The organism is Psychrobacter sp. P11G3, from assembly GCF_001435845.1.
Lineage (GTDB): Bacteria > Pseudomonadota > Gammaproteobacteria > Pseudomonadales > Moraxellaceae > Psychrobacter.
Window position 1 is genome coordinate 3122775 of the sequence record NZ_CM003596.1, and the last position, 20986, is coordinate 3143760.

Annotated in this window: 15 protein-coding genes; 6 read left to right on the top strand and 9 right to left on the bottom strand. The window is 38.3% G+C overall.

Annotated features, from left to right (window positions below; all coding sequences use genetic code 11):
• Nucleotide 1: 1 nt before the first annotated feature.
• From AK824_RS12690 to AK824_RS12700, 3 genes are read left to right on the top strand one after another with little or no spacing between them, the layout of a single operon-like run.
• Nucleotides 2–1678, top strand: coding sequence for an AAA family ATPase (locus tag AK824_RS12690; protein WP_082624659.1), 1677 nt, complete (start codon nt 2–4; stop codon nt 1676–1678).
• Nucleotide 1679: 1 nt separating this feature from the next.
• The gene (locus tag AK824_RS12695; protein ID WP_057762092.1) at nt 1680–3239 is read left to right on the top strand and encodes a TnsD family Tn7-like transposition protein; all 1560 of its coding nucleotides are present in this window, start codon (nt 1680–1682) and stop codon (nt 3237–3239) included.
• Nucleotides 3217–4809: a Tn7-like element transposition protein TnsE gene (locus tag AK824_RS12700; protein WP_057762094.1), complete on the top strand. Its 1593-nt coding sequence runs from the start codon at nt 3217–3219 to the stop codon at nt 4807–4809. Before AK824_RS12695 ends, AK824_RS12700 begins: the two co-directional genes overlap by 23 nt.
• A 111-nt stretch (nt 4810–4920) precedes the next feature.
• Here the strand turns inward: AK824_RS12700 and AK824_RS12705 are convergent, their stop codons facing one another.
• The 3 genes from AK824_RS12705 to hsdR form a co-directional block, all read right to left on the bottom strand.
• Entirely contained in the window at nt 4921–6711 is a 1791-nt protein-coding gene (locus tag AK824_RS12705) for a restriction endonuclease subunit S (RefSeq protein WP_197411803.1), read from the bottom strand.
• Between the two features lie 2 nt (nt 6712–6713).
• Entirely contained in the window at nt 6714–8189 is a 1476-nt protein-coding gene (locus tag AK824_RS12710; protein ID WP_057762096.1) for an N-6 DNA methylase, read from the bottom strand.
• A gap of 127 nt (nt 8190–8316) precedes the next feature.
• Entirely contained in the window at nt 8317–10743 is a 2427-nt protein-coding gene (hsdR, locus tag AK824_RS12715; protein WP_197411854.1) for an EcoAI/FtnUII family type I restriction enzme subunit R, read from the bottom strand.
• Between the two features lie 276 nt (nt 10744–11019).
• On the opposite strand from hsdR, the gene AK824_RS12720 reads away from it, so the two are divergent.
• Together AK824_RS12720 and drt2 are read left to right on the top strand one after the other, a co-directional pair.
• Nucleotides 11020–11457, top strand: coding sequence for a hypothetical protein (locus tag AK824_RS12720; RefSeq protein WP_057762100.1), 438 nt, complete (start codon nt 11020–11022; stop codon nt 11455–11457).
• A 428-nt stretch (nt 11458–11885) separates the two neighbouring features.
• Nucleotides 11886–13217: an antiviral reverse transcriptase Drt2 gene (gene drt2 / locus AK824_RS12725; protein WP_057762102.1), complete on the top strand. Its 1332-nt coding sequence runs from the start codon at nt 11886–11888 to the stop codon at nt 13215–13217.
• A 42-nt stretch (nt 13218–13259) separates the two neighbouring features.
• Here the strand turns inward: drt2 and AK824_RS12730 are convergent, their stop codons facing one another.
• From AK824_RS12730 to AK824_RS12740, 3 genes are all read right to left on the bottom strand, one after another.
• Nucleotides 13260–14615: a phospholipase D-like domain-containing protein gene (locus AK824_RS12730; protein ID WP_057762105.1), complete on the bottom strand. Its 1356-nt coding sequence runs from the start codon at nt 14613–14615 to the stop codon at nt 13260–13262.
• Nucleotides 14616–14681: 66 nt separating this feature from the next.
• A complete protein-coding gene (locus AK824_RS12735; protein WP_057762107.1) occupies nt 14682–15614 on the bottom strand; it encodes a leucine-rich repeat domain-containing protein in 933 nt (310 codons plus the stop codon).
• 288 nt (nt 15615–15902) lie between these two features.
• Nucleotides 15903–16094: a helix-turn-helix domain-containing protein gene (locus AK824_RS12740; protein ID WP_264753488.1), complete on the bottom strand. Its 192-nt coding sequence runs from the start codon at nt 16092–16094 to the stop codon at nt 15903–15905.
• A gap of 102 nt (nt 16095–16196) precedes the next feature.
• Between AK824_RS12740 and AK824_RS12745 the strand changes: the two genes are divergently transcribed.
• A complete protein-coding gene (locus AK824_RS12745) occupies nt 16197–17480 on the top strand; it encodes a hypothetical protein (protein ID WP_057762111.1) in 1284 nt (427 codons plus the stop codon).
• A 450-nt stretch (nt 17481–17930) separates the two neighbouring features.
• Here AK824_RS12745 and ahr read toward each other — a convergent pair whose 3' ends face one another.
• From ahr to AK824_RS12760, 3 genes are all read right to left on the bottom strand, one after another.
• The gene (ahr, locus tag AK824_RS12750; protein WP_057762112.1) at nt 17931–18932 is read right to left on the bottom strand and encodes an NADPH-dependent aldehyde reductase Ahr; all 1002 of its coding nucleotides are present in this window, start codon (nt 18930–18932) and stop codon (nt 17931–17933) included.
• 284 nt (nt 18933–19216) lie between these two features.
• A complete protein-coding gene (locus AK824_RS12755) occupies nt 19217–20152 on the bottom strand; it encodes a DMT family transporter (protein WP_057762114.1) in 936 nt (311 codons plus the stop codon).
• An 89-nt stretch (nt 20153–20241) separates the two neighbouring features.
• Nucleotides 20242–20952 carry an AraC family transcriptional regulator gene (locus tag AK824_RS12760; protein ID WP_057762116.1) on the bottom strand — a complete coding sequence of 237 codons (711 nt, stop codon included), beginning with the start codon at nt 20950–20952 and terminating at the stop codon, nt 20242–20244.
• Between the last annotated feature and the right edge of the window lie 34 nt (nt 20953–20986).

The following is a 20986-nucleotide window of genomic DNA, read 5'->3' on the forward strand; positions in this document are numbered from 1 at the left end:
TATGATATCTGTAAACACTGTTGTGGCTGACTATAGAAAAACAGATATACCTAGATATAACGATAACCCATTCATTGAAGCACTACCTCCTATCGCTGAACCGAAAGCTGTTATTGAGACACTTAGAAGTCGTGTTGATATCTTATATTCAGATAAAAATGCAAGTCCTACTAGGAGAGCCCACTTACTCGTAGGACTGATGAATAATTTTTTTCAGCCAATTATTCGACATATTCAATTAGAAAGCAAACTTTCCATTATGCTACGTGAAGGTTATGTGGGAAGGAATTTACATGGTGGTAACCTAGCTCAGTCTCTACAAGAAGGTTATAGAAGAGTTAAAGATGGTGAAGCAGACAGCTTTCAGTATGGTCCTCTAGAATCTACAGCTAGCAGCCTAGCTTTTATAGGTTGCTCAGGAAGTGGAAAAACTACCACAATCAGTCGTATTCTTAATACCTACCCCCAATGTATCTACCATACAAAACATAACTTCACTCAAATCGTATACTTAAAAATAGATTGTCCACACGATGGTTCTCTAAAAAGTCTCTGCCTACATTTTTTTCGTGCTATTGATAAGGCATTGAGCACAAACTACGAAAAACGATATGGTCAAAAAAGGAACAGTATTGAAACACTAATGAGTTTAATGGGGCAGCTGGCGAACCATCATGCTATTGGCTTACTGATTATCGATGAAATCCAACATTTAAGTATTAGTAAATCTGGTGGTAGCGAGAAAATGTTGAATTTTTTTGTGACGCTAGTTAATACTATCAATCTACCAGTCGTTATGATCGGTACACCTAAAGCCCGTTTTATATTTGATGAAGACTTTCGTTCTGCTAGACGTGGTGCTGGAATGGGTTCTGTATTTTGGGAACAAATGAAACAAGGAAGCTGTAAACATACCTCTCAGGAATGGCATTCATTTACAAATACGCTATGGAAATATCAATGGCTAAACCGGGCTGACACTGAGTTATCCAAGGAAATACGTGATGTATGGTATGAATTATCACAAGGTATTTTAGACATTGTCGTAAAAATATTTGTATTAGCTCAATTTAGAGCAATAGAATCTGGCATTGAGAAAATTACAGTCAGAGTATTACAAACAACCTATGAAGAAGACCTGAAACCGATTCATCCAATGATAAAAGCCCTACAGTCAGGGATCCCTGACCGTATCGCACAGTATTCAGATCTTGTCACTCCAGAAGTTGATCAAAAAATACTACAGTTCCAGCAGCGTATTAATGAAAAGTTAGATGATATAGACGATGAGACTATTTATCAGGGTGATGAATCAAGCATCAGATTGCATCGTTTACTCAAGGATACAGGGTGTGATTCAGAGCTACTTCCTACTGTAGTAACACAAATCGTAGCAACACACCCTAATACTGAGACACTACAACTCCTTGTCATGGCAGCTCAACAGTTAAAGGATTTACAGGCTAGTCCCTCAATACCAAATGGAAGCAATCACAGTAATATTATAAAAGCGCAAAAATCAAAACTTATCAGGAAAAATGATTGGCAAAAACTTGATAACAATGACCTTAGATTCCTATACAGCCAAAAGTCTGAATCACTACCATTTTATGACTACTTGAAGAGTAATCATAAAACGGTAGTCTTCGACTTTAATAAATGGTTAGAAGCTATCTAAAATGCTTAACTTTCCCATGCTGTATAAAAATGAACTGATCTATAGTGTCATTGCTAGAGCTGGTGTCAGAGCTGGCATTACGAGCCCAAAACAGCTACTTGATGAGGTTTTTGATAATCGAAAAGTCATTGCCACAATTGATTTACCTAACCAGGTATCCTCTATCGTAAAGTTATATCGTAGCCATCAATACAAAATAGAAACCTTAATCTATAGCCATACCCTATTTCCTATTTATGCATCATTTATTCCTGAAGGTAGACGTAGACAGTGCTTAGCATGGATGAAAGAAGAGTCACGCGGTTCCGTACATCTAGCAGTAGGACTAAACGCTTCCAGCGTACCCACACCTAAAAAAGTGCGCTATTGCCCCTCTTGTTTTAAAAAACAGCTAGAAGTTTTAGGTGAGTGTTACTGGTCAAGACTGTGGCAAATACAGGGAGTGAATTGCTGCCTTAAACATGGCACTCTAATTGAGTCTGAGCTTGATTTTCGTCCTAGTGCACGACATTCATATGTTTCAGCCAATTTTGAAGATAATGCTGCTATCGTTCAAACCAATGCATCCGAAACAGATATTTTTGTCACCCATAAAGCCCTAGAGTTGTTAACCTTACCGCCTTTACCATCTCCTAGCTATGAACAATGGTCTCTGTTTTACAAAAACTTAGCCTTGTCGGCCAATTGTAATAGAGGCTCGGGACATATCGACTTTGATAGTATCGTAAATAAGTTGTTAGATAGATGGAGTATCAGTAATCTACATCAATTCAACTTGCATGATTTAGATGCAGATAATAGCTGGTTACGTTCAATATTTCGTAAACACAGAAAAAGCTTCAGCTACCTTCAGCATCTTATTGTCATTGAAGCATTTATTGACCGGAACTGGTATTTTAAAGAGATTATTTCGCACGTAAGTGCGCTAAGTATAAAAAAAGAAGATGAATCACTAAAATCTAGCGAAAAGCCTGCTTCAAATGTACAACTTAAGCGCGACCAATGGCAAAACCTATTAGTAGCGTGTCAGAAAAGCATCAAGCAAGCTCGGCAAAAAGATGGTGGGTTATATGCTTGGCTCTACCGTCATGATAAATCATGGCTACTTTCTTACAACAGGTCCCATCATAGTAAACATATTGAAAATGGTATAAAGCACGATTGGCCCAAACGAGATAGATTGTACGTAAGGCAGCTAATAAACATTAAAAACACCCTAATATGGAATCTAGATAGCCCTAGAAGATCAAGCAACTGGTGGTTACATCAAGCCAAAACCTCTTCGACAGTTGAGAAGAACTTGGACAAACTGCCTTTGATATCTAGCTTTCTCTCTAAATATAGTGAGAGTGTAAGCGATTATCAAATTAGGCGACTAACTCGGGTATATATATCTAGAATCTCTAGCGGTGAGTCACTATCAGACTGGATAATACTACGCAAAGCTGGATTAAGTGAGCAAAGACTCACTGCAGAGGCTAGCCGTTTTCACAGATCCATAGGTCGTTTAATTGAAATAGAAAATTGGAACTTTAAACATGGAAATAACAGTCTTACCTAATGATGCATATTTGACCAACATAGGCTCCTTATCTAGGAAATCAGGATATGACAGCTGGCTAATAACTGTAAATTATAGTAATGGCAAAGGTGAAAACGACTGGAAAGGCATAAAATTTAGCAATGCGCCTGCTCTATGTCGCGGCAGAATTTACTCAAATGACTATTATGATGGCAGTAAAAAAGGTCCTGTTTTTGAGTTTACTATTGACGATCTGGAAGACTGGTTTGATTTTGAGTACTTCCATGCTAAATATTTTGAATCCCCTACTTCGGTTACATTAAGCTCAGTAGGCGCTCGAAATATTTCAGCGGTATGCCATATCCCAAAATTTGAATTAGCCAGAGTTCTGTTTTTTTATAATGCATACTTAGCAACATCTGGACTTCAAGAGAGAGCCTTACATCTCGATTTCAATACTAGTTTTATTGATGGGAAACACATTATAGAGGTACTGCCACATTGTCCACTTACCCAAAAAGATTTTAAAGATGATGTACTGAGAAGTCATTTAGCTTGGTTACTACTAAATAATGAGATGCGCCAAAGCTATGACAGTATCTATAAGCACCTAATACGAGAAACCACACATAATAGTGACTACGAAAACTGGATTTTTAATTTCACACCACCACCGCTTAAAAACATTAAGATTAAAGCACGATTTTATAAGAATCAGAATGGTGTTTATCGAGTTGATGAAATTCTATCTATCAGCAACCTAATCTCTAATATTGACTTTGATGTACACTTCATAGGAGAGCACTTTGTAGACAATAAACAATCTATCAATCCATTGGCTACTGAAGTGGCGGTTAAACCTCAAAATAGCGACAACTCACATACTATTGATGATGCCAGTGAGGCTGATATTGATAGAAGCAAACAAACTATAGATACAAATCAAGTCGCCTTACAGTTTCAAGACCCTATTAAAACAAGCCTCGATTATAAAAAAATCAGGTCAAGAAAAGGTCCTAAACTAGCAGATGAGGAAGATATTGATGGCGAACCCAAGACAAACTTTGTGGCGACTGACGACGCAACTGTATTTGGCAACGTTGCACAAGGTGACTATCAGAATATCCAAAAAAACCCTGACCAGACTATCAATAACGCAAAAAGCTTTAAAGCAATTACTGAACTTTTAGAACGTTTTACAGCTGAGTATGATACTGATCTTTTCCGACAGTTTCATAAGCTTCCTAAAGTGAAGTACTGTCGTAGGCACATAACTGAAGATGGGCTTCCACGTAATATGATGGAAGCTAGGTTTGAATATGATAACCAACTATTCTCAGTTTTTGAGGTATATACTAAAGATATTAAAAAACGCTTATCAACGCTAATCGTTAAGGTTGACAGCTACAATCAACTTGAACGCAAAATGCAGAGGTTTATGACGAGTATAGTCAAAGGCTCAATCTCTTGGACAGATGCGGCACTGCTATTGGGTGATTACAAAACGCTTAATCATCCTACTGGCTTTTATGAAAAAGAATGCGATGAAAGAATGCTACAAAAATGGCTCAACGGTCTGGAAAAAGAAGTGATTTCATTGGTTTCTTAGAAACTGTATTAACTGTTAAACAAGCACGGGTTTGACATAAACACTGCATAAAAAATCCGACTCGAAGTCGGATTTTTTATGTCACCTAAATATCTAGCCCAATACTAAAACTCACCCCAAAGCCTGATCAACCAACGCGTCGGTAAGCTGAACTTGCGTCTCTTGAGACTGTCTTATCTTCTCTTTTAGCTGGTCGCAAATAGCCATTAGCTCGTCGATTTTAGCAACGATGCGCAGCTGTTCTGCAAGAGGTGGTGTTGGCAATAAGATTGCACGACTTTTTGTGACTGAAATATTATCCTGACCAGCTGTTCCTATTAGCGCAATCTTGTCAAGAAACATACCTGAAACTAAGTAGGTATAGATAAATTTATTTAGATCTGAAATGAATGGTCTAAACATCACAATGGCCTGATTGCAGTTCCATTGTGGATAGGTATCGGGAATGATAGCTATCTTTCCTAGAGGTGGACCTACAATATTCATTATCACATCTCCTGGGCAAAGCTGAGAGCGCTTCAAACTTGAAGAGTGATAACTTTCCTCAATAAATTGTGGTTGGTATTCAAAATCTATTTTTTGGTTTCTTATATTATAAACCTTCAAGTATGGGATACCTGTTTCATCTATAAATGAATTCTTAGGTGGCGTTGATCCAGAAGTTATACCATCGCATATATCATCTAATCGACACCATTCCCACCCTAATGGTAAATCAAATAATTTTTCTTCATTTTCGATAGGTGGTAATGCTTTACGTGGCTTAATTTTCTTATCTTGAATCAACTGCTCTTTCTCTTCCGCAATCTTTTCTAACAACACCGAAGCAGGCTCATCTTCTGGATTCTGCGGAACTAACTTACCCATCACCGCCAATTGTAATACAGTTTGCTTTAGGGCTTCGATGCTTTGCTCAGTCGTAAATAGGCTATCAAAATGCTCAGAAATTCTCGCCCAGTTTTGCGCTAATTCATCAGAATCAGTGCTATCTGTCAACGTGGCTAATAAGACTTCTACAAGCGTGGCGTGAGCGTCGATACTGGCTTCGGTTTGCTGCTCTAGCTGATCACATAGCATCATGAGTTCATCGACTTTAGCGACAATACGGTGTTGTTCGTTGGTAGGTGGTATAGGAATTAAGCCACTAAAAAACTGCTTATCGTTAATAGCTGGATAAGCAATACCAGTTTGGCAGCTCTCTACATAGCTAACGAAACTAGGTGACCTTAAGTATCGATATACAAAGCTACTAGATATACCGTCTAAAGGATGTATTATAGAAAATGCAGTGCTAGCAATAGGTTCTGGCTCAAACTCTCTATTAACAACTGCAATATTCAAGAGATAAGGTCTAATAGTCGAATATATAACAGTCCCTTTTTTTACAATCTTTCTTGCTCGGGAGGGAGCATTATCAGCATTTAAAACATCAGCATTTTCAATTAGACCAAGCTTTTTGTCTATTGACCCGACATCTATATACGTGAAATCGGTATCTGGATTTTTTTGTCCCCAATCATGTCCAATATCTAATAACAGACACCACTCCCAGCCTAATGGCAACTCAAAAGGCTCATCTTCTTTAATAAATTTTGGCAGTGTTCTCGGTTTTTTGATTTTTTTGTCTTTAATTAACTGAGCCTTTTCAACTGCTATTTTCTCTAACAAAATAGAGGCAGACTCATCATTAGCATCCTGCGGCACTAGCTTGCCACGTACTGCCAACTCCAAGATCAGCTCACGTAATTTGCTAATGCCGTATAGCTCATACTTCTTACTGCTACCACGCCCACTAGTCGATTTAGGCAATATAGCGCTGGTCCAGATATCGATATGTTCAGTGATTAGCTGCTCTGGCTTGCTTATGTCTTTACTCATCTCTAAGCTCGTTTTTACATTCATAGCTACTTGTCCTCTGTCGTGTTAGCAGACAGTGCAGCACCCAGTACTTCTTTTAATTGGCTGCGTAACGTATCGATGCTCTGTTGTTGCTCTGCATATTCAGCCAGTAGCTTATTAGGATCATAATCAATGACCTCGCCTTGGTAGGGGTTTGAGATATCAAGGTTATAGTTACGCTCGATGACCTCTTCAATACTGACCTTCCAAGCATGATTGTTTTCAACACGACTGGCGAAGCCGTCAGATTCATCACCCCACCAGTCAATCTCGGTTTGAAACTCTTCAAACTTCATTGGTTTGGTTTTGCTGTAGTTTTTGACGCCTTCAGGATAAGGATGCTCATAAAACCAAATATCTTTGGTTGGCTGGCCTTTGGTAAAGAAGAGAATATTGGTCTTAATACCCGTATAAGGGTTAAACACACCGTTTGGTAAGCGCACGATAGTATGCAGATTACATTCTTCTGTCAGCATCTTCTTTAGCTTGGTTTTTACCCCTTCGCCAAATAAAGTACCATCAGGTAATACGATGGCAGCGCGACCTTTATCTTTCAAAACCTCAATGATTAATTGTAAAAACAAATCAGCCGTTTCGCGCGTTTGGAACTCAGCAGGGAAGTTTTTTTCGATACCGTGCTCTTCAGTGCCACCAAAAGGCGGATTGGTTACGATGACATCAATATCGCTGTCCCAGCTAGACAGCGGCTTATTTAAGGTATTATCGTGGCGTATCTGTACGGGAACTTCGATACCATGCAGCATCATATTGGTCGTACAGAGCAAATGCGGCAGTTGTTTCTTTTCAAACCCTAGAATCTGCTGCTGTAGTACTTGGTGATCTTCAGCAGTTTCAACATAGTTGTTTTTGACATGATCGAACGAACAGGCCAAAAACCCACCTGTACCACAAGCTGGATCCATGACGCGCTCACCGAGCTTTGGATCCACACGGTCAACGATGAAGCGTGTCACAGCACGAGGGGTATAAAACTCACCTGCATTGCCTGCACTCTGTAAATCACGCAGCAGTTGCTCATAAATATCACCAAATAGATGACGCTCATCTGAGCGGTTAAAATCCACTTCGTTGAGCTTATTAATCACTTGGCGTAGCAGCGTGCCGTTTTTCATATAGTTGTAGGCATCGCTCAAACCTTGACGCACCACAAAGCCACGTGGGTTGGTATCTACTGGCGCTGTTAGGTTTTTTAGCTCAACGAATATTTCATCGTTTACGAACTCTAGTAACTCCTCACCAGTGATACCTTCGGGATCAGCCGCCCAATTACGCCAAAGGTATTGCTCAGGGATGGGAGTTTTATAGTTTTCTTGTTCGAACTCAAGCGCTTCTTCTTGCGCATCAAATATCTTGAGAAACAATAACCATGACAATTGGCTTAAACGTTGGGCATCACCATCGACACCAGCATCTTGACGCATGATATCTTGAATAGACTTGATAACTGAACTGATTGACATGTTGTTTCTCTTTTTAATAAACGGTAGGTCTTAATAAACGATAGATTTTAATAAATAGTATGAATAAAACAAGCCTCAATAAGAGGCTTAGATATATATATATTGTAGCTAAGTTCTTTATAGTCACTTAAGCTTGTTTAGGTGGCGGTGCCCAATAGATTTCGTTTTCAAGATCACTGATGGCTTGCTGGTAGTCTTGTTTACTACCAAAGCCTTCTCTGACAATTTCCATCGGACTACCCAGCTGATCAAGTGGCTTTACTTTGAGCACGTTAAGGCTTTCGATTTCTTCTACACCCGCATCAGCATATTTATCGAGCAAGGCATTCAGTACTTTTTGAGCAGTTTCTGAATACTTGGTAAAGTAATTGCGTTTTTTAACTTCATTCGCACGTTCACGACGGGTCAAAGGTGGTTGATCATATACCACATGGCAAATTAGGTCGAAGGGATCCATATCTGACCCAATTTCTTCCTGCAATGCTTCCCAAATGATACCAGCGTTTGCCAGCTCATCGATGATGGTTTGTTTACGCTCAGTATCGTTCCAACGCTTGGTAAACTCATCCAAACTAGCGAACTGTTTGGTAAAAGTTTTGCGAGTATAGTCCTGAAAAGACTCGGTGACCAGCTTGCCATCAGTATCATAATACTGGATACGCTGTGCCATGACTTGGACAGACACACCTTTCACATGGTATTTTTTCGCAGGTTCACTGACACCCATGTCATCACCCATACCAACCCCTAAATCAAAGCCGCTCTTATCATCTTGGGTTGTATAGGCTAGCTCAGTGCCACTCGCAATATCTAACTCTGCGTCTGACTCGCCATCGACCACTTCGTCCAGTTCAGCGCTCCCTTCATTAATCTGTGATGGCGTCACAGTCATGATACGTTCAGGAATACCATCGAAGCGCTCATCTGCAAATAGCTCAGTCGCTTTTTTGAAGTCGAGAATCGTAAACCAAAGCTTGCCATATTTATCATTGATACGAGTACCACGGCCAATAACCTGCTTAAATTTGGTCATCGATTTGATATTTTGATCTAAGACGATTAGCTTACAAGTTTGAGCATCAACACCAGTCGTCATCAGCTCTGACGTTGTCGCTATTACTGGATAAGGTTTCTTTGGGTTGATGAAGTTATCAAGCTGCGCTTTGCCCAACTCATCATCACCCGTGATTTTCATGACGTATTTTTCATTCTTTTTAACCTGCTCTGGATTGCAGTTAATCAAAGCACGGCGCATGCGCTCTGCATGATCAATATCATTACAGAACACAATGGTTTTGGCCATTGGGTCAGTGCGCTGAAGGTAGCTAGTGATGGTCTGAGCCACCAATTCAGTACGCTCATCAATCACTAAGCTACGATCAAAGTCTTTTTGGTTATAGATACGATCCTCAATTAACTCACCATGCTTATCTGTCTGTCCTTTGGTTGGACGCCAGCCTTGCATATCGACATCGATATCAACTCGAACCACTTTATAGGGCGCTAAAAATCCATCTTCGATACCCTGTTTTAAGGTATAGGTATAAACAGGATCTCCAAAGTAATAAGAATTAGAGACATCTTCAGTCTCTTTAGGAGTCGCTGTTAAGCCTACTTGTGTGGCGCTATTAAAGTACTCTAATATCTCACGCCAAGCACTGTCTTCAGCAGCGCTACCTCGGTGGCACTCGTCAATGACAATCAGGTCAAAAAAGTCTGGCGCAACCTGTTTAAAGGCTTTCTGATGCTCTTCTGGACCTGTTAATGCTTGATATAAGCCAAGATGAATCTCAAATGCTGGATCAACGGTACGGCCTTCTATTTTGGTCATCGCAGTGCCAAAAGGCTGAAAGTCATTCACCCGAGTTTGATCGACCAAAATATTGCGGTCTGCTAAAAATAAGATACGTTTCTTTTCTCTCGCTTTCCACAGACGCCAGATGATTTGAAATGCAGTGTAGGTTTTACCTGTCCCTGTTGCCATTACGAGTAGGATGCGATCCTGTCCACGAGAAATGGCTTCTATGGTCTTATTTATGGCTTGTAGCTGATAGTAGCGTGGTGACTTACCACTGCCATCATCATGATAGTCTTGAGTGATAATAGGCAGTTGAGCTTGCGTATAGCCTTTCCACTGGCAGTACTTATTCCATAGCTCAGCTGGCGTCGGAAAATCCCCTAGTGAAATCTCTGTTTCGAGGACAGTAGTACTGGTTTTATCATGAAAAATAAAGCCATCACCATTGGATGAGAACACAAACGGCACTTCGAGCAGCCCAGCATAATCAAGCGCTTGCTGCATCCCTTTACCAATAGAGTGTTTATTCGCTTTGGCCTCGATAACCGCAAGCGGTAGATTAGGCTTATGATATAGAACGATATCAGCAGACTTGACCGTTTTACGCACTGCCATTTGACCACGGACGATAACTTTACCGTCACGAAGCTTCACCTCTTCGCGAATTTGTGTCATGTCATCCCAACCTGAACTCTTAATGGCAGGCAGAATGAACTTGCTAATAATATCTGTTTCGGATAACTCTAATTTGTTGATACCAGCCATGGCAGTAGGCTTCCTATCTAGCTAGTGTTGGGTGTAACTTATACTTTAACATATGTTGTGTATTATTCTTCTGTTGAAGTATCAACCTTGTAGTAGCTAAATACCTTTGAGGCAAAATTAGTCGAATAGAATAACTTGTCAAAGCTGCTATAAAGATTTTTATAGCATAAGAAATAAATAAACATTTTTTTAGTAAAATTAAATCGATTTTATTTTAAAACAACTATACTTTCCTAAAATCTACTAATAATAGTCACGGGGAATTACATGCTAAGTACAACAAAATCACTAGCAATTATCTTTGTAGGTCTGATGCTCGGTCAAACAGCTAATGCTAAAGCAATGACATCTCAAGAGATATTAAAGCTAAAGGACGTAATCATTTATGAAGAGCCCGTAACCGAAACAGAGAAAACGACTGATTGGTATGCCACTCCTATCTCAGTTATGGCTGAGAATGCAAAAACCAGAAGACCTGAAGCTATATTCTTTTTTGTAGAATCTACTGGTTACTATGGTGCATTTGCCAACCATGTCCAAATCAACTGCCTCAACCCTTCAGAGTCTTTTGTCAAAATAGATAATAACAAAAATATAAGTCTAAAAACCTCAATGGCTTTTGAAGAAAATCCTTATGATAAGAATTTCGAATATCGTATGGACAGAAAAGCAGTTGAAGGAATTTTTGCCAAGTTCTGTAAATAGGGTTTGAAGGCTAGCACTGTAATTAGATTGATATCTACTTCCACACAATAGACTTCGTATTATATTCAATGCTGCAATAATACAAATATTCTGAAACCAGATTTTAATTGACAAAATTACAGATTTAGATAGAATCATAGAGCATTTAGGATTTTGTCTAAATGGAAGCTTGTGTCAACCATTGGACTCCAGTATCAATTAATCCTGATAGTACTATCAGTATCAATTGAGCCTGTCCATGATCTTTATTTAGATACTGTAAGACAGTATTTATGATGATTAGTGTTAGCATAGCACGACTCCTTCGATATGTTAGACTGCGCCACGAGGAGGGATATCTTTTGATATTCGTATGACTTTGGAGGGGTACTTCATAAGAAGTAAAAGATTGCAGTCATCTGACCCTCCTAAGTTGGCAAGGACATACAATGATAGAGCTTGATCAGAATTTCTTTAAGCAAAGACAAAAAAACCGAAACTATCTACACTTCGACGAAAAACCCTCCTATACTTTTCTCTATGAATATGTCACTCAACCTTCGAACATAGAACAACACTCATTTTATCCTTTTATTTCGTACAACATAGTTGACGAAAAAATCAGAAAATCAAATAAAAAAATTGTTATTTCACCCAAAGATAGGCTGATTAACTATCCAAGCCATGTCGATAGTAGTATCTACGCTTATTACTCTAAATCCTTAGAAATCCCTTATGAGTCTTATTTATCAGAAAATTCACTCACAGATACTGTTTTAGCATTTAGAAAAATTGAGAAGACTATCAATGGTAATAGAGTATCTCAGTGCAATATACATTTTAGCAAGAACGTCTTTGACTATATTACTCAGAAAAAAGATTGCTTAGTTCTTTGTTATGACATAACAAAGTTTTTTGATAATCTCGATCATCGCATTCTGAAAGACAACTGGATTCGCTTGTTAGACACTAGTGGCTTACCAAAGGATCACTATAAAATATACAGGTCTTTGACAAGATTTGCTTCAGTGGATAAGAAAGGGCTATATAAAGAGCTAGGTTTATCACTACATTCTAGAACTCTAAATAAACGGCTGGATAGACTGTGTTCTGTCAAAGACTTCCGAGAAAAAATCAGAAAAAATGGTCTAGTAACAACTAATAAAAGTGGCAAAGGCATTCCCCAAGGCTCACCTATGAGTGGCTTGCTATCTAATATCTATATGATGGATTTCGATGAAGCAGTAAGTAAGTACCTAGCAGAAATAGACGGCAAATATTTTAGGTACTGTGATGACATGATCTTCGTTTTTGATAAAAGCCGTAAGTTGGAAGTAGAAAGTCTAGTCAAAGCTGAAATCAGTAAATTAAGACTTCCAATAAATAATAAAAAGACTCAGCAAATAGAGTTTAAAAACGGAATTTCAAATTTCAATTCAAGGAGTATTAGTTATAGCAATCCTTGTAAGCTCCAGTATTTAGGGTTGTTATTTGACGGTGAGAACATTTACTTAAGAGAGACTGGTCTATCTAGATATAATCGTAAGCTAAGAAAAGCCATCAGAATGAGAACCTCCCATTACCAAAGACTAGAACCTAGTCAGCGTAATGGGAACAGTATGTATATGCGAAAGCTTCATACTAGATTTACTTATATTGGTAAAAGAAACTATATTGGTTATGTTTTCCGGGTTGCGAATGTGCATGGCTCTAATAATGTTAAGAGACAAGTGAAAGGACATTATAGGCTTTTTAATGAATATTTAGCTAAGAAGGCATAATTTTAGTCGGTAACTGTAGGTACGCCTACTTAATAAAACTACCTATACATTACTGCTCTCAAGGTAATCAATCTCTTCGATCAATTGCGACTTAATCTCTTCAAAGTATGCATTCCAATTGTTAATAGCGCTTATTTTTTGATAATCATCACTATCCTTGATCGCAAAAAGCTCTTGTTCAACCTTTTCAATCTTATGTTTGAGTATCTGAATGATGACTTTAAGCTGATCAGCTTTACTTACGGTTTCTGAGCGAGGTTTGAACATACCTTGCTTTAGCTCTGATAAAATCCTTTTTACCTCAGCTAAGTCGTTTTTTCTGTAAGCTTCGTTAAGCTGAATGAATAATTCTTCAGCAATACCTTTCATCTCCTCATTAACGCGGTCTGGATGGCATATTTGACTGGCTTGACGATATGCCTTCTTCAAATCAGTACGCTCATCATTATTTAACTCATAGATAGTTTTTTCTAACTCAGTTTTAATGTGCTTGTTATAGTCTTGCTCATCCTGCACAGCTTCTGCATACTCTTGAGGATTATCTTTAGTGGATATTTTTCGTAGATATAGTAACTGTTTAATAAAGCTTCCAAGCTCACTGGTATGCTTGTGATGAAATTCTGAGAGTAACTGTTCCAACTCTATTTTTTCATTGTCATAGGCATTGAGTTGGTGCTCGAGCTGGCGAATCTCGAGTTTTAAAGCACTAACGTCAATATCGTTATATATGACTAAGGCATGATGGTTTTTGATGAACTGATCAATAAGAGTTATTGCGGTCTCAAAGCTATGCTGCTGCAAAGCTTGGGTAATATCAGCAATATCTTGTTGAAAAGCATATGTCTTTAGCTTGGTGTTTTCGCGGGTGATATCTTCTACGCCTTCTAGGATAACGTAATTTTTAATAATCTCGAGACGCTTAATGATTTTATCGAGAGGCAGCTCTGGCGTGGAATCTTGATGATCAAAGTAGGTATTGCGAATTTTCTTAAATTGCTTGATGAACTGCTCAGCTAAGACACTATCGCCTTTAGTAATCAGGATATTCTCGTGATTCTTCTCAGCTTTGTAGCTCCAGTTATAAGAGCCATTGATCACGGTGTCATTATCAATGATACAAAACTTATTATGCATCAAACCTTGCTTACCATCACCAATGAGGTAGGCAGCTGAGTGACCAATATTTAACAGACTATAATCAACATAGCTCTGCTGGTTAATATGATCGTTGGATAGCATCAACTGAACGGTAACACCCTTTCGTGCTTTCTCAACAAGCGTGTTAAATAAGGTCCGATTGGTAAACCAAGCAACAGCAATATAGATGCTGTGCTTTGCTTGCTCAAGCTCAAGGCCAATACGGTCTGCGATATCTTCAAATAGGGCTTCGGTTTGCACTTTTACCTACCTTTGGATGATTAAAAAATAGAAAAATTTTTAAGACACTAGTTTTAAATTAGCGCTTTAGCCCCATGGTGCATTCCATATAGTATTTAAATCAGTGATCTGTTCAAGGCCTTTAGGTAACTCTCTAAAATCATTACCATCAATATTGAGGTAAGTTAAGTTATTGAGTTGACCAATCCACTCCGGCAGTTCGGTAAGTCCACAGTCACTAATATCAAGATAAATTAAGTTGTTGAGTTGACCAATCCACTCTGGCAGTTCAACAATCCTAATGAATCTAATATTCAGATGAGTTAATTTAGTAAGTTTACTAATATTTTTTGGAAATTCGGTAATTTCAGTACAACTGATATCGAGGTGAGTTAAATTGGTAAGCTGACCAATACTTTCTGGTAGTTCAGTAATTTCATTGTTATTGATATGAAGATGAGTTAAGTTGGTAAGTTGGCCAATCCACTCTGGCATTTCGGTAAGCATACATTCATTAACATCGAGGTAAGTTAATTTAGTGAGTTGGCTAATCCAGTCTGGTAGTTTTTGAAGTTGGTTATGATAAATATCAAGATGAGTTAAGTTAGTAAGCTGACCAATACTACTTGGTAATAATATATCAAGACATTGTCCTCCAATATTAAGCTTAGTTAAATTGGTAAGTCGACCAATACTATCTGGTAAGTCCCAAATATCCCAACTTCCACTATCCTCAGTAGGAAGGCTAGTTAATGCCATTAGAGCATCTTGATTACGGGGTATTATATTTTCATTAATTTCAAACCTATCTGCCCAATCCCAGATTTCTTGCATCCAACCACAATCAACTTCTAATTGGTTAGCCTTGCGCACGGCGATTGCTGAACTAATAATAGAGTCTGTCAATGCTAATAAGCTACCTTTACCTTTTATAGTGAGGGATTGGCGATTATCAACAGATTTTATGAGAGATTGAGACTCTACTTTGTTTTGATTAGCATTATTATAGTTTGGAGGCATAATATTTTTAGCTTTTAGAAAAGTTTATTGAGCATTGGTTAAAATCATAGCATTTATAGATGATAAGAAGCTAAATAACCATGCACTTTTGAAACTTAAAAACGCTTTTATATTTTGACTGAATGCGTATTGAGTCTTAAGTTACTTTTGACTGAATAGTTGTCCTACTGTTATCTTTATGGTTAAAGTATATTCAAAAAACTCAACTAAACAGCTATTTATCTAATCCTAACTTATAATTAAATCCAGTCCCAGGAACCTCTAATGTCACGAGATTTAGTTATAAGTCTAGACTAAGTCTTTTATCCCAATATCTAGTGCATCACATATCTCATACGCTTTCTTCAACGTAATATTTTTCTCACCACGCTCAATGTTTCCCATATAGCTTCTATCAATACCAGCCATCTCTGCCAATCTTTCTTGGGATATTCCTTTGCTTTTTCGCACCTCACGGACGCGCTTTCCAAAGGTAATCATACGCTCATCTGTTGTCATCTCATTAACCACTGCTAAAGATAGCAATACTCACAGTGGTAAGCTACAATATCCACGGGATATAGTCGGTATTGAGAGGTGGGCGTGAAAACTAAACTAGAGTATCAGCCAGATATAACAGAAACTAATAAGCTGATCTGTGAGAGGTACTGGCTAAGAGAAGGCGATAAACGAAGTGGTTTTATATATACCTGTAAAGAGATAGGTCAAGAGTTTGATGTTAAGTATCAAGATATACCTAGTATCGTTAAAGTAAATGCTCATCTTGCCGTACTAGACTGCCAATGCATAGACTGCGGTACAACTAAGATTTGCTACACTCGTTCACAACTAATTCAATTAGATCTTATTAGATGGCGGTGTAATGATTGTCGGGAAGCGCTTCAAAAAAGAAGGGATCAAGAGCACTTAGATTATTGTCTTGAGCAAAAGCGTTTAAAAGAAGAGCAAAAACAAGCGGCTCTCGAATATATTGATGGTTACAGAGGTACTCAATTAACTAAAGTTCCGCTAATAACTGAGCTTAATGAAGTAGATAAGCTTTTACTTGCTACAACTATAGAAAGCTTAGGCTCAGAAAATCTAAAAACTACGATCTCTCTGCGCGATAATATATCACTATTTTTATCACCGTTCTTTGGACTAGATCAAAAAATACTTAATCATCTTTTCAAACTAAATCTACTTTTATTGGCTCCTGAAGAGAGCTATGAATATGTTAGTGTCAATAAAGAAAAAGAGTTAGAGATTGATTATTATCAGGCAACCTTTGAGTTTGCTTATGATATTAATGACCTCACTAAGATAATGGTAGATGCTAAATCCAAAAAAAATATCAGTGCTTTAGTCAGCAATACCCAGTTTGAAATGTGGTGTCAACAAATACAGCTAGGAGAGTGCATAAGCTATCTGATTACTAGGTCAAAACTAAACAATTTGGCACCACCTATTGGTGACAAGCTCATAAGCTTACTTAGAGCATGTATAGCTGAATGCTCTGTCTCTATTATGCACTATATAATCTATAAAGCGGTTGAAAGTGCCGCTGCATACGTGCAGAAACCGAATATTACTAGAAAGCATGCATCAAACTCTATTTCAGGTAATATCGAACGGGTTTTCGGTAAGATAGCTAGTGGCAATTGGCATCCTAACCAATCTTATCGCGATGCCAGTCATCCTCAGTCTGCTATGGCAAAGGTATTTTTTGATTACGTGTTTGGAATGGAGGATTGTGGTTTTCATTACACTCTCGATGAGCTATTTAACCCTTATAAATCGCAGCAGGCTATTGGACAAGTAGGTTATGCCACTCTAGGAAGTGCGCAAAGTAATAACTACTCAATCACGATCAATGGTTTGAAGTAGTGTAAATAAACGCCATTTCAGTATGATAGGTAATTACTAAATATTGGAATTACTTTATGATGTTCTCCTATGCAGTATGATAGGTAATTATTATTAGTAAATTTTACACTCTATATTAATCAATGACTTAGAAATATTTTAGTATGATAGGTAATTACTCGGTGACACCTGAAAAGACAAATATTTACCCCTGCTATTGTAAACTCAGTAGCAGGGTTTTTTTATAATTTTAAAACGACCTACTAGCAGTTTAGAAAAAAGCAGTAAGAACTACATCAGTAAAGAATCAAATAAAAACACTTAGACCCAGTTCCAAATAACCCTCATATTTTAAAAACTGGTGAAAAGTAGAATTACGATACAAAAAAATAGTGACACTCTATTTATTAATTAGAGTATCACTATTATTATGCTTATTTAGTGGCTACATTTAGTCGCCTATAGAGACGTTTAGTCTCTCTCTAGCACCACTCTATAGCGAGCATTACCACTTTCTAGTCGCTCAAACGCTTCATTAATTTCAGACATTTTGTATGTTTCAGTGACTGGCTGAATATTGTGTCGCGCAGCAAAATCTAACATTTTGCGTAGCGTCGATGGTGAGCCAACTGGCGAGCCTGATAGACTATTCTGAGCCATAATCATTGGTGCAGCCGATATCTCTAATGGCGCTTCTAACAGTCCAACAAAATGCAGCTTACCTTTTGGTCTTAGCGTCTTGATCACAACATCCCAGTTCATATCAACGTTCACTGTTGAGATGATTAGATCGAAAGAACCTGCGGCTTTTTCAATTTCGCTATCATCTCTTGAGTTTAGTGAATGGTGAGCGCCCATCTCTTTTGCTTCCTCCATTTTTGATTCACTGGTAAATGCCGTCACTTCACAGCCCCACGCATTGGCAAACTGCAATGCCAAATGACCCAAACCACCAATACCAATTACAGCCACTCTAGAAGTTGGTTTGATGTCGTACTGCATAAGTGGGTTAAACACTGTGACACCGCCACATAACAGTGGTCCTACTGCGTTAAAATCAAGCCCTTCAGGTATCTTGATGACGCTAGTATCTTTTGCGCGTACTTTATCTGCAAAGCCGCCATGATTACCAATGATCGTGCCTTCTTGCTCAGGGCATAAGTTATGATCCCCATCGATGCATAGATCGCAGACGTTGCAATACCCTTTATGCCAGCCAAGTCCGACTTTATCGCCCAATTCTAGATGCTTGACGTGCTTGCCCTTATTAAGGACTTTACCTGCAACCTCATGTCCACCGACAAACGGATATTGAGTCATACCCCATTCATTTTGCCACATCGATAAATCACTATGGCAGATACCGCAGCTATGTACTTCGATTTCTACTTCGTGATCGCCTAGAGCACCTGGGTCATATTCATAAGGCTCAAATTTGCCACCTTTCTCTTGTGCTGCATATGCGTTAATCATAGTTATTCCTTATTTTCTAGTTTTTTTAGAGGTTAGTTTATAGAGATTGGTTTATCGTTCTAATAGCTACTTATCTATTAGTAAAATTAAAATAGTGCTATAAGAGATAAAAAATTTCTTCAATAAATTTGATTGGACAGACTATAGCAAAAACTGACCCACCTAATCCATTCAACTTACCAGTTTTAGACTAACGTCATACAAAGAATCATACTTAGCAGGCAGTAACTCATCAAAAGACTGCTTATCGTCAGAAATATTGCTTGATTACTTATATTGCTTGGTTACTTGTACAGTGCACGCCTTACTCGATAACCTGTCAGTTTTGGCGTTTTCATTACCTGCAATAAAAGACATATTATCATGAGTGACATCCCTAGCCAGCCGATAGGAGAGAATGTTTCACCGATTATAATGATAGCCAATATAGTGGCTACAATAGGTTCTAATAACGTGATAAGCGTCGCTTTGCTCGCCTCAATCACTCTCAACGCTTGACCAAAAAGTAAATAACCAAAGAACATCGGCGCAATTGCCAGATATAGGGCAACGCTTATATGTTTTGCATCCAAAAACAGGTTTTCCCCTGTTAATAATAATGATGGCAACAATAAGATTGCCGACAGACCAAACATACTGGCCATTGCTGATTTCGAGTTTACCTCGTTCTCTATCATCTGACGTGCTGTCCATGAATATGTGGCATAGGTCAATCCTGCAACTAACCCTAACAACACGCCTAGTATTCGATTATTTGCTTGTACGTTTATATCCAAATATTGGGTTTTCCCTAAAGTCAGCAAAATAACGCCAACCACACCAAATATAAAACTTACCACCCATCGACTAGTGACTATTTTATTGCTAATCAGACGCTCCATGATAACAGTGAAAAATGGTGCACTGGCAATTGAGATCACTGTACCAATAGCGACACCAGCCAATCTCATAGAGGAATAAAAAGCCAAAGGATAGATAGCAACGCATAGGCTACCGATGAATAAGAGACTAGGCTGAGAAAGTAGTTTCTGTCTATCGCTTAATAAATTATTCTTAGCATTCAATACTAGCAATACACCGCCTACCCCCATCGAAAACGCACCAACGGCTAATGGACTAACGTCAGGTATAAAAGCAGAGGCTGTACCTGTCGTTCCCCAAAGGACACTGGCAGCTATCACACATAAAATAGCACTTAGACTAGATTTATTCTGCAGCATAGTAGCTACCTCTAACGTTATAATGAATAACATTATTATAGAGAGTTACAGACTACTATTTGTGCAGATTGGACGGTTTGCATGTCTGGTTAGACGTGTTTTAATTTGGAAGGGGCAATACCAAAATAATTAGAAAAGCGGCGGCTAAAAGCACTAACATCCGTATAACCAACCAGTTCGGCTATGATAGCGATAGGTGAGTCAGTATGTAGTAACAAAGCTTGCGCCTTTTGCATCCTGATCCTTGTGATGTACTCAGTGACGGTTTGGCTTGTTTGCGATTTGAAGTTCTTTTTAAACTGTGTGGCACTGAGACAAGAGATATCCGCCAACACTTCGACAGAAAGGTTTTTAGCAAAATTGTGGTGAATATATGCGACGACTTCTCTAATTCGAGCGTCATATTGCACAAATAGATTTTGTTGTTCTAGGAGTTTATAAAAGGTATCAAACATCAACTTCTCGACTTCAGGGTTGATTTGATACCTTAACTGACTCTCTGAAAACGCCAAAAATGCCAACAATGGCGAACTTATAGAAAAGACAATTTGTGATGAATAAAACACATTTTCTGGCAATAGATCTGTATCCACAACGATAAACTTTGCATTCTCCTCAGCACTAAAGTAGTGCTTTTCATTTGCCTTGACGACAACACATTCGCTTGGGATAACCTTTCCAGTATAGCTCCCAACTTCGATATTGATTGCCCCTCGCAAAGGCAAAACAATCTGATGAAAGTCATGAGAATGTCCTCTAGTCTGACGAGTGTATGACCTAATCGAGAGCGTGTTAATCATTCAGCATTTTCCACATTGCTACTATTGTGTCGTG

Bases quoted from the DNA above. Each gene is read 5' to 3' on its own strand.
- AK824_RS12710 (WP_057762096.1), bottom strand. From the start codon at position 8,189: ATGTCAATCAGTTCAGTTATCAAGTCTATTCAAGATATCATGCGTCAA.
- AK824_RS12735 (WP_057762107.1), bottom strand. From the start codon at position 15,614: ATGCCTCCAAACTATAATAATGCTAATCAAAACAAAGTAGAGTCTCAA.
- drt2 (WP_057762102.1), top strand. From the start codon at position 11,886: ATGATAGAGCTTGATCAGAATTTCTTTAAGCAAAGACAAAAAAACCGA.
- AK824_RS12690 (WP_082624659.1), top strand. From the start codon at position 2: ATGATATCTGTAAACACTGTTGTGGCTGACTATAGAAAAACAGATATA.
- AK824_RS12695 (WP_057762092.1), top strand. From the start codon at position 1,680: ATGCTTAACTTTCCCATGCTGTATAAAAATGAACTGATCTATAGTGTC.
- ahr (WP_057762112.1), bottom strand. From the start codon at position 18,932: ATGATTAACGCATATGCAGCACAAGAGAAAGGTGGCAAATTTGAGCCT.
- AK824_RS12755 (WP_057762114.1), bottom strand. From the start codon at position 20,152: ATGCTGCAGAATAAATCTAGTCTAAGTGCTATTTTATGTGTGATAGCT.
- AK824_RS12705 (WP_197411803.1), bottom strand. From the start codon at position 6,711: ATGAATGTAAAAACGAGCTTAGAGATGAGTAAAGACATAAGCAAGCCA.
- AK824_RS12700 (WP_057762094.1), top strand. From the start codon at position 3,217: ATGGAAATAACAGTCTTACCTAATGATGCATATTTGACCAACATAGGC.
- AK824_RS12720 (WP_057762100.1), top strand. From the start codon at position 11,020: ATGCTAAGTACAACAAAATCACTAGCAATTATCTTTGTAGGTCTGATG.
- AK824_RS12740 (WP_264753488.1), bottom strand. From the start codon at position 16,094: ATGATTACCTTTGGAAAGCGCGTCCGTGAGGTGCGAAAAAGCAAAGGA.
- AK824_RS12760 (WP_057762116.1), bottom strand. From the start codon at position 20,952: ATGATTAACACGCTCTCGATTAGGTCATACACTCGTCAGACTAGAGGA.